General features: G+C 31.8%; 14 protein-coding genes. 12 read left to right on the top strand and 2 right to left on the bottom strand.

Going from position 1 to position 16184, the window contains the following annotated elements; genetic code table 11:
• Positions 1–21 precede the first annotated feature (21 nt).
• The gene (locus B7R65_RS01435) at positions 22–999 is read right to left on the bottom strand and encodes an NAD(P)H-quinone oxidoreductase (protein ID WP_088040968.1); all 978 of its coding nucleotides are present in this window, start codon (positions 997–999) and stop codon (positions 22–24) included.
• A gap of 213 nt (positions 1000–1212) precedes the next feature.
• Here B7R65_RS01435 and B7R65_RS01430 point away from each other — a divergent pair, with 213 nt between their 5' ends.
• The 12 genes from B7R65_RS01430 to B7R65_RS01375 all read left to right on the top strand — a co-directional run bounded on the left by B7R65_RS01430 (position 1213) and on the right by B7R65_RS01375 (position 14741).
• Positions 1213–3483 carry a DEAD/DEAH box helicase gene (locus B7R65_RS01430; protein ID WP_088040967.1) on the top strand — a complete coding sequence of 757 codons (2271 nt, stop codon included), beginning with the start codon at positions 1213–1215 and terminating at the stop codon, positions 3481–3483.
• 93 nt (positions 3484–3576) lie between these two features.
• Complete coding sequence (locus B7R65_RS01425) at positions 3577–4752, top strand: alanine racemase (protein ID WP_088040966.1); 1176 nt, start codon at positions 3577–3579, stop codon at positions 4750–4752.
• Positions 4740–6047, top strand: coding sequence for a D-arabinono-1,4-lactone oxidase (locus tag B7R65_RS01420; RefSeq protein WP_373419534.1), 1308 nt, complete (start codon positions 4740–4742; stop codon positions 6045–6047). Before B7R65_RS01425 ends, B7R65_RS01420 begins: the two co-directional genes overlap by 13 nt.
• A gap of 144 nt (positions 6048–6191) precedes the next feature.
• Positions 6192–7040, top strand: coding sequence for an iron uptake system protein EfeO (gene efeO, locus B7R65_RS01415; RefSeq protein WP_088040964.1), 849 nt, complete (start codon positions 6192–6194; stop codon positions 7038–7040).
• Position 7041: 1 nt separating this feature from the next.
• A complete protein-coding gene (gene efeB / locus B7R65_RS01410; protein WP_088040963.1) occupies positions 7042–8292 on the top strand; it encodes an iron uptake transporter deferrochelatase/peroxidase subunit in 1251 nt (416 codons plus the stop codon).
• Between the two features lie 9 nt (positions 8293–8301).
• Positions 8302–10014, top strand: a complete 1713-nt coding sequence (locus tag B7R65_RS01405) for an FTR1 family protein (RefSeq protein WP_088040962.1) — start codon at positions 8302–8304, stop codon at positions 10012–10014.
• 322 nt (positions 10015–10336) lie between these two features.
• On the top strand, positions 10337–10852 hold the full coding sequence (gene msrA / locus B7R65_RS01400; RefSeq protein ID WP_088041279.1) for a peptide-methionine (S)-S-oxide reductase MsrA: 516 nt from the start codon (positions 10337–10339) through the stop codon (positions 10850–10852).
• 147 nt (positions 10853–10999) lie between these two features.
• Positions 11000–12457 (top strand): MDR family MFS transporter, encoded by a 1458-nt coding sequence (locus tag B7R65_RS01395; RefSeq protein ID WP_088040961.1) that lies wholly within the window; start codon positions 11000–11002, stop codon positions 12455–12457.
• Between the two features lie 24 nt (positions 12458–12481).
• Complete coding sequence (gene rarD / locus B7R65_RS01390) at positions 12482–13417, top strand: EamA family transporter RarD (protein WP_088040960.1); 936 nt, start codon at positions 12482–12484, stop codon at positions 13415–13417.
• Positions 13418–13450: 33 nt separating this feature from the next.
• On the top strand, positions 13451–13927 hold the full coding sequence (gene ybaK / locus B7R65_RS01385; protein WP_088040959.1) for a Cys-tRNA(Pro) deacylase: 477 nt from the start codon (positions 13451–13453) through the stop codon (positions 13925–13927).
• Between the two features lie 22 nt (positions 13928–13949).
• Complete coding sequence (locus B7R65_RS01380) at positions 13950–14207, top strand: DUF1294 domain-containing protein (protein WP_088040958.1); 258 nt, start codon at positions 13950–13952, stop codon at positions 14205–14207.
• A gap of 234 nt (positions 14208–14441) precedes the next feature.
• Positions 14442–14741 carry a hypothetical protein gene (locus B7R65_RS01375; protein ID WP_088040957.1) on the top strand — a complete coding sequence of 100 codons (300 nt, stop codon included), beginning with the start codon at positions 14442–14444 and terminating at the stop codon, positions 14739–14741.
• A gap of 204 nt (positions 14742–14945) precedes the next feature.
• Here the strand turns inward: B7R65_RS01375 and B7R65_RS01370 are convergent, their stop codons facing one another.
• Positions 14946–16172 carry an MFS transporter gene (locus tag B7R65_RS01370; RefSeq protein WP_088040956.1) on the bottom strand — a complete coding sequence of 409 codons (1227 nt, stop codon included), beginning with the start codon at positions 16170–16172 and terminating at the stop codon, positions 14946–14948.
• Between the last annotated feature and the right edge of the window lie 12 nt (positions 16173–16184).

Below are 16184 nucleotides of genomic sequence, written 5' to 3'. Positions count from 1 at the left end.
TCCCCCATTATTCTTGAAGAATTAGTTTATTCTTAAAACAATCTTACCAATGTTTTCATTATTTTCCATTCGTTTATGCGCTTCATTCACTTCATCCCAGTTGAAAATGGTATCAATAACAGGTTTTATGTTTGTTTTTTCAAAAAGTGGTAGTACATGTTCTTTGAATTGATTCGTAAGATGGACTTTCTGCTGAAGTGTTTGAGAACGTAAAGTACTTCCTATAATCGAGATCCTTTTCATTAAAAGTGGTAATAAATTTAACTCATCTACTTTAACTCCACCCATCGTTCCTATTAAAATGAGTCTACCATTTACATTTAATGATTGAAGATTTTGATGAAAATAAGGTGCACCCACGAAATCTAATATGACATCTACGCCTTTACCATTTGTTAGTTTTTGGACTTCCACTTGAAAATCATTATTTTTATAGTTTATTGCCTGATGTGCTCCTAAATCTAAACAAGCATTTAATTTTTCCTCACTACCTGCTGTAATTATCGAAAAAGAGCCAAATTCTTTCACAAGTTGTATAGCGGCTGTACCTACTCCACTGGCACCAGCATGGATAAGAACTGTTTCATTTTCTTTTAATTGTCCAAGTTCAAATAAATTTAAATACGCAGTTAAAAATACTTCCGGAATAGCAGCTGCTTCTTCAAAATTTAGATTTGAAGGAATTGGAATGGCTAAACTGGAGGGGATTGAAACATATTCTGCATATCCACCCCCGGGTAGTAGTCCACAGACACGGTCACCAACCTGCCATTTCGTAACGTTTTTTCCTATTTTTTCAATTGTTCCTGACATTTCTAAACCTAAAATAGGCGATGCACCATTTGGTACTGGATATTTCCCTTGTTTTTGAAGGATATCTGCTCTATTAATAGCAGTCGCGTGAACTTTTACAAGTAATTCATCATCCCCGATCAAAGGTGTCAAAAAGTCTCCAATAAATAATTCCCTCGTTTGCTCATTTAATTGAATAGCTTTCATGTGCAAAACCTACCTTTTAAATTATAAGTAATCTCATCATACAATAAAAACAATCGAAAGAATATTTTAAAAACTTTTTTATATGAAAACTATTAAATAATCATTTCATACAGCACTTAAGTTTAAATTTTCATTTGAATTAGTGTATGATTATTAAATTACAAAATAAGAATAGACATAAATTAGTTAAGAAACATAAAGGTGAAAAAATGAATGATTAATCAAATAATTGAAGTAGAGAAATTAATTAATGAGTGGCAATTGGCCTTAGAGGCAGAAAGGAATTATCTTAAATTTCATGGAGGTAGGGGATATTACCTTTCGAAAGGTACACCTTTGTATGAGATTGGTCAAAGTACTGTTGTATTATTTAAAGTTTATACAGAATTATTTGTTCCTGATGGTACGCCAGTTCGGATAAAAATTGAAAATCAAGAATATCAGGGCGAAATCCTTTCTACTAAAGGTTCCCAAATCGAAATTAAAATAAATGATAGTATAAAAAGCAATATTCCTTTTGCAGAGCTTTTTAGTGAACCTTGGGAATTACTAGATCAATTAAGCGAAAGACTTGAAGAAATAAAAGATTATCGTATGAAGCAAACGAGAATAATGAAGTTGATGAATACGAATTCGAAAGTAAATCACCTTGAAAAAATGAAAAAGGGCAAATCACAAAAAAATGAACTAATCTTTCGTTCCTTTTATAATGCAACGACTTATATTTGGGGACCACCTGGAACTGGGAAATCCTATAATCTTACAAATATAATTTTAAAACATTACGAAAAAAATAAAACTGTACTAGTAATTGCTCATTCAAATGCTGCAGTAGATGTATTAATGAAGAATGTCGTTTCGCAACTTGAGGAGAAAGATCAATGGAAAAGTGGAGAGATCGTTCGATACGGATACACGAAGGATGAAGTATTACTTCAACATGCGGATGTTCTTTCTTCGAAACTTGTTGAAAGCGATAATCATTCCGTCCAAAATGACTTAGAGAATTTGGACGAACGAAAACACTCAATGCTTAATCGTGTAAAAAGAGGAATAGCTTCTAAAGGAGATTTAAGTGAGTTAAGTAAAATACAAAGCAAACTGAATAAAATACGAAGTGAAGTTCGTGAAAAAGAAAAAGAACTAATTGATGAAGCAAAAGTTGTCGGAACTACTTTATCCAAATGTTCAATTGATCCACTAATTTACCTTCGCCAGTTTGATTTAGTCATTGTAGATGAAATTAGTATGGCTTATACGCCACAAATTGCTTTTGCTTCAACATTAGGAAAACGTATTGTTGTTTGTGGTGACTTTAAACAATTACCACCAATTGCTTCTTGTTATCAAAATAATTACGTTAAAAAATGGCTACAAGAAGATTTATTTCATCACACAGGAATTGTCCAAAAAATCGAAAATGGTGAAACGTTAGCGAATTTGGTTTTACTTAATAAGCAGAGACGAATGCATCCTTCTATCTCTGGTTTTACAAATAAAGAAGTTTATCATTCATTAGTCGAAGATCATTCTTCAGTAAAGAAAAGAGAAGTGATTTCGAAACATAGACCTTTTGCTATGGAAGCGAATAATTTAATAAACTCTCAATTCATGAATACATTTGCGATGAAAGATTCGATTACAAACTCTAGGTATAACTTAGGAAATGCTATTATCGCTATTCAGTGTTTGTTAACTAGTATCGTTGATGGTATCGAATCAATCGGTATTGTAACCCCTTATCGAGCGCAGGCAAAACTACTTTCTATCTTGCAAAAAGAAATCATAGGTAAAACTAAATATAGACATTTGCCTATACAAATTGCTACTGTTCATCGATTTCAAGGTTCAGAATGTGATGTAATCATTTTTGATTCAGTGGACACAAAGCCTCAAGCATCGCCTGGTTTACTTCTAACCGATCGAAATAGTGAGCGATTAATAAATGTAGCGTTAACCCGAGCAAAGGGGAAATTTATTCATATTGCAGATACTAATTTTGTAAAGCGTAATACAAATAAAAAAAACACATTTCATAAACTAGTACAATATCAAATGGATCAAGAATACGACATTACACTAGGAGATTTTAGTAAAGTTTTATCAAAAAATATTTCAAAAAGATTACTTTTTTATAAAAATGAATCAAGTGACTTTCATCTGGATTTTATAAATGATTTAACAAATGTAAAAAAAAGACTAATTGTCTGCATGCCAAAGTTATCTGATATGTCCAGTGAAATTAGAAGGATAATCAATACGATTCAATGTCCAATCTTATTTATTAGCGAGTCCTATTATGAAAATCAGAAAAATTGGAAGTTTATTAAGAAGGATCACGTTCAGCAATGTTTCATGATTGATGATGAACTTTTATGGTACGGGATTACTCAAGAAGGAACATCGACAATTCAATCAAGTTACTCTGCTAGATTACAATGTCCATTAACAATTCAAACATTAAGAGGTTTCATCGACTATTAAAGAATACATAGAGAAATTCTATGTATTCTTTTATTCTTTTCAAATGATTTATTGCATAAATTAAAATAAAAATGCTACGGGATAGGTGAATAAATGGTCGAGCGGTCAGTTTTTCATAATATGTCCATGCCATGTGCCTTTTTAGATTGGGATGCTTTTGAACAAAATGTAAATGATATTGCGAAGTGCGCAAATGGTAAAAAAATTCGCATAGCAACTAAGTCGATAAGATGTGTCCAAGTATTAAAATACATTTTAGAACAGAATGAATGTTTTGAAGGGTTAATGTGCTATAACCCACATGAAGCGGATTACTTAGCTGAACTAGGTTTTGATAATTTATTAATTGGTTACCCAACTGTTGATATTGAAGGGATAAATAAGCTAGTTAAGCAAATTAAAAAAGGTAAAAAAATTATCTTAATGGTCGATCAAATTGAACAGATTAATATAATAGAAGAGATTGGCGCAAAGAACGAGGTTAGTATACCACTTTGTCTTGATATCGATATGAGTTCTTCTTACATGGGGTTTCATTTTGGTGTACGTAGATCGCCTATAAGAGAAACGAAGGATTTAGTTCCTTTGCTTACTTACATTTTACAATCTTTGAACGTGAAATTAGTAGGGATAATGGGTTATGAAGCACAAATTGCAGGTGTTGGTGATAATTTAACTAATCATTTTATTAAAAATCGAGTAATTCAATATTTAAAAAAGCAGTCAACAAAAGAGATTGCTTTAAGAAGAAAAGATATTGTTAAGTTTATTGAAAAAGAGGGATTTGAGCTTGAGTTAGTAAATGGCGGTGGTACAGGAAGCCTTCATACAACTACAAAGGAAAAGGTTGTTACTGAAGTTACGGTAGGTTCTGGATTTTATTCACCAACATTATTTGATGATTATAGAAATTTTCAATATAAACCAGCAATCGGTTTTGCTTTACCCATAATAAGAAAGCCAGCAAAGAAAATATTTACGTTAACTAGTGGAGGTTTTATCGCTTCTGGAGCAGTTGGTAAAGAAAAACTTCCAACTCCATATTCTCCGGAAAATTGTACATTACTGCCGTTGGAAGGTGCAGGTGAAGTACAAACTCCAATTTATTATTCAGGGAAAAAAGAAATGAAAATAGGTGATGCAGTATTATTTAGACCGAGTAAAGCCGGTGAAATTGCAGAACGATTTTCTGATCTCTATGTGATTAGTCAAAATAAGGTGATTGATAAATTTCCAACTTATCGTGGAGATAAGAGGTGTTTCTTATGAGAAATACATTATGGAAAAACTGGTCTGGAAGTGTGAAATTTAATCCAAAACAGGTGTTTTATCCTTCATCTATCGAGGAAGTTATCTCTATTGTAAAAAGAGCGAATATAGAAAAAAAGAAAATAAGGGTCGTAGGATCGTGTCATTCATTTACTCCACTCATATCTACGCAAGATTTTTTAGTTTCTCTTGATCATTTACAAGGAATTGTTTCAATCAATACAAAAGAAAATATTGCTGAAATTTGGGCTGGAACTAAATTAGAGTTTCTTGGAAAAGAACTGTACCAAGCTGGCTATTCTCAGGAAAACCTCGGTGATATTAATGTACAATCCGTAGCAGGAGCATTTTTAACTGGAACTCACGGCACTGGAACACAACATGGAATCTTAGCAACGCAAATTGAAGAAATGACTGTTGTTTTACCGAATGGCGAAGTTTTAGTTTGTTCCAAAACAAGACATACTGACATATTTAGGGCATTAGGTGTTTCTTTAGGATTATTAGGGATTGTAGTTAAACTTAAAATAAGAATTAAACCTGCATTAACGTATCGATATGAAAGTAAAAAAATTGAAACTATTGATTTATATCAACAATTAAATGAATATAAGAATGAGAATGAACATTTTGAATTTTATCTTTTTCCTTATTCAAAAAATGTACAAGTGAAATTTATGAATGAGACCCGCGCTAAAAATCATTCATTTAAGTTTGAAAAATGGAAAGTGGCGGCTTTAGAAAATAAAGCTTTTTGGCTATTAAGTGAGTTTAGTAGAAACTTTCCTAAAAGTAGTCAACAAATTAGTAAAATAAGTGGAAGTAGTGTACCAAATTCAAAAATGGTTGGTCCAAGTCATGAACTATTTTCGACTGTTAGAAATGTTAAATTTAATGAAATGGAATATAGTATTCCTTCTGAATGTATGAGTGATGCAACTTCCGAAATACAAGAGGAAATTATTCGTAAAAAATTTAATGTTCATTTTCCAATTGAATGTCGTTTTGTAAAAGCTGATGATTTTTTAATTAGTCCTGCAACTTTGCGAGATTCAGCTTATATAGCTGTTCATATGTATAAAGGAATGCCTCATCAAGAATATTTTAATCGAATAGAAGAAATTCTACAAAGTTATAATGGTCGACCTCACTGGGGGAAAATGCATTCAATGACAATTGAAACATTTCATCAAAAATATCCATTCCTTACAGACTTTCTTGAACTAAGAAATATAGTAGATCGAAATAATGTATTTGTTAACGCATATCTTTCAAATTTATTTAATATTAACTAAAAAAGCGACAGCGGAACTTTATGCTGTCACTTTTTTTATCTATTTTTTAATTGAAAATTATTATCAATTATTGTATGATGTTAGATGATAATAGTTATCATTACCAATACATAATATAAATAGATTCAATTTGGAGGAATTACCATGAAAAAACAAACAACTTTAATCGCACTTTCTATAGCTACAAGTTTAATGATGGCGGGATGTACTCAAAAAACTGAGGAAGCAAGCAATGTTAAAAATGATGTCAAAGTAGATAAAAGTGTAAATCTAGATACTGAGATTAATAGTTATAGAGACTTTGTTGTTTCTCAAACAGAGGAATTCGTTTCTTATACTCAAATATTTGTCGATGCAATTAATGCAGGAAATATGGCTGAAGCAAAAAGATTATATCCAATTAGTCGTTCATATTATGAAAGAATTGAGCCAGTTGCAGAATCATTTGGCGATTTAGATCCAAAACTTGATGCGCGTGAAGGGGATGTTCCAGCAGCTGAATGGACTGGATTCCATTATATTGAGCAAGTACTTTGGGTTGATAATACGACAAAAGGACTTGAAAAATACACTGAACAATTAATGAAAGATGCAAACTATTTACGAGCTAAAGTAGAAACAGTGGAAATCGATCCAGTATTATTCGTTACAGGCCCAGTTGAATTATTAAATGAAGTATCATCTTCAAAAGTAACAGGTGAAGAAGAGCGATATTCACATACTGATTTGGCAGATTTTGCTGCGAATGTTGAAGGTTCAGAAAAAATTATTGAATTAGTATCATCAAAATTAAAAGAAAAAGATGCTGATTTAGCAACAACCATTGAAACTCGTTTTGACGAATTAATGACAACATTAAATACGTATAAAAAAGGAGATCAATACGCTGATTACACTACGTTAAAAGAAGATGAAGTAAAAAAATTAGCTAAGCAAGTAGACGCATTAGCTGAACCTATTTCTCAAGTAGGATCAACTTTAGGAGTTAAATAATATGACAAACTTAGAGAAGAATAAAGTTTCTAGACGTGATGCATTAAAACTGATTGGTGTTGGTGGAGCAGGTTTATTAATCGGTGCAACTGGTATCGAAGCTGCGACAGAAAAGGTATCTAATTTCTTCTCACCGAGTAAAGCTGATGCAAGTGAAATTCTGCCTTTTTACGGAGAGTATCAACAAGGTATCATTACTCCAGCACAAGATTTTATGTATTTAGCATCTTTTAATCTAGAGACTTCTTCAAAAGCAGAAGTGAGAAATTTATTTAAAAAATGGACTGAGGCATCTTCGTTAATGTCTAAAGGGAAAGATTTGGGGGATTCAGAGCCCCAGTCTTCTCCTCCGATTGACACTGGTGAGGCGGTCGGTCTACAACCTATGAAACTATCATTTACATTTGGTGTTGGACCTAACTTTTTTGAAAAATTATCTATTCAATCAAAAAAACCTTCTCAATTAAAGGATTTACCACATTTTTCAGGTGATGATTTAAGGGAAGAATGGAATGGTGGAGATATTGTAGTTCAGGTTTGTGCAAATGATCAACAAGTCGCATTTCACGGCTTACGAAATTTAATTCGAATCGGACGAGGTACCGTTTCATTAAAGTGGATGCAGCATGGATTTCAACGTTCGACAAATGCAGATCCGACTGGGAGCACACCAAGAAACTTAATGGGTTTCAAGGACGGAACTGGAAATCCTGATACAAAAGATAAAAATGAAATGAATAACCATATTTGGATTCAAAATGGTGATGGCCCAGCTTGGATGTCTGGAGGATCGTATTTAGTGGCCAGACGCATTCGTATTCGTGTTGAAGAATGGGATCGAAGTACATTAGGTGATCAAGAACAAACTTTTGGACGTCACCGTGGTTCTGGTGCACCCCTTGGCGATAAAGATGAATTTGCTAAATTAGATATTAAGAAAAAAGACGATAATGGCAAATTACTCATTCCAGCAGATTCACACGTAGCATTAGCAAAAGGAAATGGAAAAATTAAAATTTTAAGAAGATCATATTCGTATACAGATGGATTAGATCTTCAAACAGGTAAACTAGATGCTGGTTTATTATTCGTTAGTTTCCAAAGAGACCTTGAAAAACAATTTATTCCGTTACAAGATAAATTGGCGAAAATGGATCTATTAAATGAGTATATTGAACATAACGGTAGTGCAGTATTTGTTTGTTTTCCAGGAGTTAAAGAAGGTAGTTTTATTGGAGAAGGATTAATTTAGGTGAAGTATATGAAAAAATTTTCAATTCTAGTTTTAAGTTTGGTCTTATTAATTTTATTTATTAGTCCCAACAATAAAATATTTGCAGAAACGGATATTCAAGAACAAGTACTTTCTCACATTGGAAATTCATTAACTGAAGTGAAAAAAGGTGAAAAAGAAAAAGTTAAGGCAGACTTATTGTCTATCCAAGACTTGATTAAAAATGAGGAGAAAACGACTAAATTAAACAAACTTGTCGCGCAGTCCTTAAATGATATTGATCAAAATGATACAAAAGCAGTAACAGAGGATATTCGTAATATAGCTATTGAAACAGAAAAATGGATAAATAATACAAGTGAAAAAAAGAGTTTATCACAGATCAATCTAACTAAATTAAAATCTCATCTTGGTCAAATCATTTCATTTTCAAAAGAGTCTAAATGGCCTGAGGCAAAAATTGAGTATAAATTATTTGAAATTGAATGGTTTAAAGTTGAGAACGATATAAGAAAAGCAAATAGTGGTTACTATGGAGCAATTGAATCGAACATGATTACTTCTCGGTCTGCTTTGTATTCAGAAAGTCCAAATAGTGATAAAGTAAATAATTCTTTTACTGGATTATTAAATGTATTTAATAATCCAAGTACAGATTCTTCAAAAGAGGTTAGTATCGAAAAAGCGATTGAATTAATAGATCAAACAATAAATCACTTAAATTCAAACGAAGCAAAAAAAGCTCAAGATTCATTTTCTAAGTTTGTTCAAGATTGGCCATATGTCGAAGTAATCGTACAATCAAATTCAATGGAACTATATAAACAAATTGAAAATGATACGACAATCGCATTAACACAAATATCAGATCACCCTAATTCAGAAAAGACATTTAAAACATTAAAAAAGATTCAAACGAATTTAAATTCAGCTACAAAGAAGTCTTCTTATTCGATGTTTGATGCGGGAACTATTGTATTTCGCGAAGGATTAGAGGCATTGATCATAATATCTGCTTTACTAGCACTTCTTACAAAAGGAAAACAAGAATCTGCACGAAAGTGGATATTTGTTGGTGGCGCGTTTGGAGTACTTGCAAGTTTAGTAGCTGGATTACTTTTTCAATTTTTACTATCGAAAATTTCAGCCGGAATAAGTAATAAATTAATAGAAGGTATCTCTGGCTTAATCGCTGTAGTTTTCATGTTGACTGTTGGCCTATGGTTGCATAAACAATCTAAACAACAGGAATATGGTAAAATGATGAAAGATAAAGCACAGGCTGCAATTGCAGGTGGAGGTATTTTTTCGTTAAGTCTACTGGCATTTTTTGCAGTGTTTAGAGAAGGTGCTGAAACAGTTGTATTTTATATTGGTATGAGCTCTTCAATTACTGTGAAAGAATTGATGACAGGTTTTGCTGGAGGAATCGTAGTCTTACTTATAATTGGGTTCTTCTTGTTAAAAGGAAGTAGATTAATCCCATTAAAGCCGTTTTTCACGATCGCAAGCTTATGTATCTATTACTTAACATTTAAGTTTATCGGTCAAAGTGTTAACGCTTTACAAGGGATTGGCTATTTTCCAAATCATATGTCAACAATTTTCCCAACTGTACCAAAATTAGGGATTTATCCTTCACTTGAGAGTATCATTCCACAGATTATTTTAGTATTGTTTGTACTATGGATGTTTATTGGAACGAGAATAATCAAGCAAAATAAATCTTTTAGTGCATAAAATTGAAATGTGAGCAGGTATATTTGTCATTTATAGTGACATTTATGCCTGTTTTTTATATGAAAATAGAAAAGTTAAGCTGTGTTTAAGTTGAATCTTAATTGATTAACACTGTAGGATGCTTGCCTTTTAGTTTTTAGAATGATTTATTTAGAAAAGAGTTTTAAAAAAATATCAATTATAAAAAGCTGGTAAATATTCTATAAATTCTGAGCTAAAATATTTAAAAAATGGTTTAAAAGAGATAAGATAAGATTAAAGAAAACTAATGGTTTTATATAATAATATTATGTAAACTAACTGAATGAGGAGGATTATTGTGATACAAAAAGCTACATTTGCTGGTGGTTGTTTTTGGTGTATGGTAACACCATTTGAAGATCTACCCGGTATACAAGGTATCGTGTCAGGTTATATGGGAGGACATGTAGAGAATCCTACATATGAACAAGTTAAAAAAGGCACAACTGGACATTATGAAGTTGTTCAGATTACTTTTGATGATGAACTTTTTCCATATAAGAAATTGTTAGAATTGTTTTGGCCACAAATTGATCCTACAGATGCTGAAGGACAATTCCAAGATAGAGGTCCTCAATATCGAGCTGCTGTATTTGTTCATAATGATTCTCAACTTAAAGAAGCTGAAGAATCAAAAGAAGAATTAATAAAGAGTAGTCGTTTTAAAAAACCAATTGTAACAGAAGTTTTGCCAGCTTCAACTTTTTATGAGGCGGAGGAATATCACCAAGACTATCATAAAAAGAATCCAAAACATTATAAAGAAGACCGTGCATTGTCGGGCAGAGATGAATTCATACATGAAAATTGGAAATAAGAAAAATAATGGAAGCTCAAGTGGGCTTCTATTATTTTTAGTAAATGGACTAATGCTAAGGAAATCTACAAATCTCAATCTTTAATAGCAACAAAGGTTACCTAACAGCCACAAATTTGAATCAGGTATTTGGAAGGAGTGGTGTTTATGGAGACGAGACAAACGAATCGAAAGCTAGTAACAATTGGATTATTAGTTGCAGTTACATTATCAGCAATAGAAGGAACAATCATAACGACGGCTACTCCAACCATTACATCCGAACTTTCTGGTGTGAAATTAATGAGTTGGATTTTTGCGGCTTATATGCTGGCAATGACAGTTACAACTCCTATATATGGAAAACTTTCAGATCTGTATGGACGTAAAAATTTATTAATGTTTGGCATTCTTTTATTCATTTTTGGATCTGTTTTGTGTGGCTTCGCTCAAAATATTGAACAATTAATATTATATAGAGCAATACAAGGTTTAGGAGCAGGTGCTGCATTACCTCTTACAATGACTGTTATTAGTGACTTATATCCCTATGATGAAAGAGCAAAAATTCAGGGGTATATTAGTGCTGTTTGGGCAGTCTCGAGTGTAATTGGCCCGTTAGTAGGTGGCTTTTTTGTTGATTTTATCTCATGGAGATTTATCTTCTTTATAAATCTACCTTTTGGATTATTTTCTACTTTCCTTTTTTGGAAATATTACCATCAAGTTTTTGAAAGAAAAAATAAAATAAAAGTTGATTATATAGGTTCTATCTTATTTATTTTGAGTACTTTATCAGCTCTGTATGCTTTAGTGGTAGGAGGAGAAAAACAGAATTGGACTTCTCAGACAATAATTTCGTTATTTAGTTTTTCTATTATCTTATTTATCGTTTTTCTTTTTGTTGAAGCTAAAGCTAAGGAACCATTGTTACCACTATCTTTATTTAAAATAAGAAATTTAGTTGTTACATATGCAGCAATGTTTATTGCTCACGCGTTGTTAATTGGTATCGAAGTTTATCTTCCAGTATTTAATCAAAGTGTCTTCGGTAAAAGTGCAACAGCCTCAGGATTGATGTTAATTCCTCTTTCATTTTCATGGACGATTGGTTCATTTTTATCTGGGCGATTAATAAAGAAATTACAAGCAAAAACGATTATTTTATATGGAACAATTTTTTGTATAATCGGATCGATCGGGATGTATTTATTTCATGATATAGAACTATTAATCTATCCTTTTAATGCTTTTTTAGGATTAGGTTTTGGACTCTCCTTCCCAATTTATATGATTATCATTTCTTCAGTGGTTGAGATGGAACAAAGAGGTATTGCTATTGCAGCAAATTCTTTCTTAAATACTTTTAGTCAAACAATTGCAGTTGCAGTATTAGGTACAATTTTTACTATTAAAGCTTCTATCTATTTAAATGGTCAAAAGTTAGTTCTAGGAACTCATCTGACGAATAATCAGGTAAATCATGACCTGATTATCAAAGCAGTTTCTGCAAGTTTTAAAACAATCACACTGTTCATGGCTATTTTTAGCATCATTACATTTCTGTTTGTATTATTATTACCTTCGGAAAAGACAGATGAGCTACAAGTTAAAGTAGTTCAATAACATATAAAAGAGAGCTGGGGTAAGATGAATTCAACAATTAAAGGGATACTATATGGGGTTTTTGCGTATGTAGTTTGGGGAGTTTTACCAATTTATTGGAAGTTAATACAAGATATATCACCATTTGAAATATTAACACATCGTATCATTTGGTCATTTGTTACATTAATAGTATTTATTATTCTTACTAGAAAATTTAATGAATTAAAGACGGCATTGAACAAGGTTTTTAGTCAAAAAAAAGTTTTGCTAGCTATGGTAGCAGTTTCACTTTTAATTAGTTCAAACTGGTTGTTATATATATGGGCTGTTAATTCGAACCATATTTTAGATGCTAGTTTAGGTTATTATATTAATCCATTAGTAAGTATCATTCTTGGTGTAATTGTTTTAAAAGAGAAATTATCTTTATGGCAGATTTTTTCGGTTTGTCTTGCCACGATTGGGGTAGGGTATTTAACAATTATGTCCGGTACATTGCCGATCGTTGCCATTTTACTTTCATTAACATTTGCATTTTATGGACTATTAAAAAAGATTTTAAATATTGATGCCTTTTTAAGTTTAACAATTGAAACATTATTAATTTTCCCTGTTGCACTTATCTATTTTAGCTTTCTCGCTTCTAATGGAGATGCTGGTTTATTAAAAAGTGGTACAATTGAGCAATTATTAATAGTAGGAGCAGGACTAGTAACGATCTTACCTTTATTATTTTTCGGTAAAGCAACACAGTTGATACCTTACACTTATGTAGGCTTTTTACAATTTATCTCACCCACAATAAGTTTGGTTATTGGAGTATTACTTTACGGTGAAAATTTCACTCATAAAGATTTAATTTCTTTTTCATTTATATGGGTAGCTTGTTTAATTTTTGCGATTTCATCTACACCATTTATGAAAACGATTGAGCAAAAAATTATTAATCGAAATAAGAAACAAACGATGTCTGCTTAAGTAAACAGGTTTGTTTGTTTTGAAGGGAGTTCAATGTCTATGAGTAAAACAAATGCAATGCGTATGTTAGATTCAAAAAAAATTCAGTACACTACATTAAACTATGATGCAAATGACGGGAAGATAGATGGCGTTTCAGTGGCGGAAAAAATAAATAAAAATCCAGACATGGTATACAAAACTTTAGTTTCGATTAGTCCAACGAAATCAATCTATGTATTTGTTATTCCTGTTGAAAAGGAATTAGATTTAAAACTAGCGGCTAAATCCGCTGGTGAAAAAAAGATCGATTTATTGCCGGTTAAAGATTTATTGTCTTTAACAGGATATATCAGAGGTGGCTGTTCACCAGTAGGAATGAAAAAACAATACGAAACTTTTATTGAAGAATCAGCAAATGATATAGAAGAGATTATTATAAGTGGTGGTAAAATAGGTATACAACTTCAATTGGATGTAAAAGATTTAATACAAACAACTCGCAGCAAAATAGCAAAAGTTGCAAAATGAACGATGATTATGAGGGATCGAAATGAGCTATTTTCAAATTTATTTAATCATTATTAATCTACTTTCCTTTTCGATTATGGGTATTGATAAATATCGTGCAAGAAGGAAAATGTGGAGAGTACCAGAGCGAATTTTATTTTTACTTGCTATAATTGGTGGTTCAATTGGATCCATTTTAGCAATGTACTATTTCCGGCATAAAACGAAACATCCGAAATTTGTTTTTGGATATTGGATAATATTATTTATACAGTGCGTGCTTTACTTCTTTTTCCTTTAAATCATTTGGATAGACTTCCTTTAATTGTACAAAATATTTTTATCGCAATTAAAGGAGGCGAGTTTATGGGACGTGGAAATGGTGGAAGAAGCAATAATGCAGGGCAAAAACAACCAAATTTCGATGATAAATCGAATTTGTCTGAATCAAAACAAAAGAAAGTTGAAAAGTAACGTGAGTTTGCCTGTTATCAACAATGATTACAGGCTTTCTTATTTGAAATGGGGAATAAACATGAAAAAAGAATGGTTTTCACGAATTAAAGGTTTAGGTATCGAAGAAGTTTCAAATGAAAATATGACAATCTATTTTTTAGATGAAGAAAGTTTAGAGGAAGCGGTAAAAGATCTTAGTAAAAAAGTTAAGTGGAATGATAATTGGTTAATGATCGGTTTTGATGATGAAACTGATGATGTCATTTTCATAGATGAGAGTACTGGTGAAGTGTGTACAGCATATGAATTTAACGGAAAATGGGAAGTTGTTACTTTATTTCCTAGTGTAAATCTATTTTTGGGAACATATGGTTACTAATATTAAGTATAGTGAATTGTAAATTTCCACTTTAGTTGCTGATATTCGGTAACATAAAAAGGATGAATCAGATATAGATTCATCCTTTTTGACTGTTGACAAACGCTCGCTTTCTTTTTTGAGAACATTATCATTGGTAACTTCGCTTCTCGGAAAGGCTTGCGTCTCGAAAAACAAGCGTTATCATTCAGTCTGATTACCTTATTAAATCGAAATATTTTGAGGTGTTTCAAGTAATTCTTGTTTATTTCGTCTATCTTTCATTATTAGTCTAGCAATAATGATTAAAGACACAGTTCCAAAAATAAGTACCATGTATTTAAGACCAATTGTATCTAAAAATAATCCTGTACTTAACAATACGATCTGGAACATTACGCGATCAAACATACTTCGAAATGAGAAGAGTCTCCCATGAAAAGATTTGTCGATTGATGTTTGGAAAACAGTTGAAGAGACGGGGAAGAAGCATCCGACTCCAAATCCAAATAGCGCAAATGACATTAATGACATCCAATGCTTATCTGCAAAAAATAATGTAAGTTGAGCTACTGCTACGACAGTTGTGAAAAAATACAATAATTGCTTATTCGAAAATTTCTTTGTTAATCGTTTAATAACGAAAGCACCAAGCATAAAAGAAATGCCTTCAAACGTATAAATTAGACCTTTTATAGATGGGTCATGTTGCAAATCACTTATCTCAATTACCATTAAGTTAAACCCACCAATAAAAAGTAATGGGATAATATTTAAAATAAATAAATTTAATACAGAAGGGGATTTTTTGATTAAACTGAAAATTTCTGAAAAGCCTTTTTCCTTTTTCTTTGAATGATTTGATTTCAACTCAGGCTGATTTTGAACTTTATGTTCTTCAAATTGTAAAAAGAAGGTCATAATAAATAAAAACCCATAAGCTAACATGCTAATGCCATATACATTTGTTAAGCTTGTAGCTACAACCAATATTCCTCCAACTGAAGTACCGGCAATTCGTGCGATCGTTGAAACATTCATATGGATCCCATTTAAAGTCAGCAATTGATCATCTTTTACAATAAGAGGTATAACCGCTTGAAGAGCAGGGAAATAAAATGCAGCAGAAATCTGCAAGAATATTAAGAAAAGTACCATGAAAATAATACTTTCATACTGAATCGCTATAAACATTACAAGTATACTAATTGTTCGACCAAGTCCGCTTACTAAAAGAATTTTCTTTTTTGGATATTGATCAATTAATCTTCCGGCTAATGGTCCTACAAAAACACCCGCCAATAATCCAAAGAAGAGAATAAGTGATTTAAAGAAATCTGAAGGAACATGTTGTTGCATAAAATCTAAATTTCCAATAATACCGACCCACAAACCTATTCCGGCTCCAAATTCACCAATCAGTACGATCCATACGTTCCGATTTTTCCACATAAAAAAACTCCC

The organism is Bacillus sp. EAC, from assembly GCF_002156875.1.
Taxonomy (GTDB): domain Bacteria; phylum Bacillota; class Bacilli; order Bacillales; family Bacillaceae_G; genus Gottfriedia.
The sequence above is the reverse complement of the archived record's forward strand: the minus strand, read 5'-3'. Positions and strand labels throughout refer to the sequence as shown.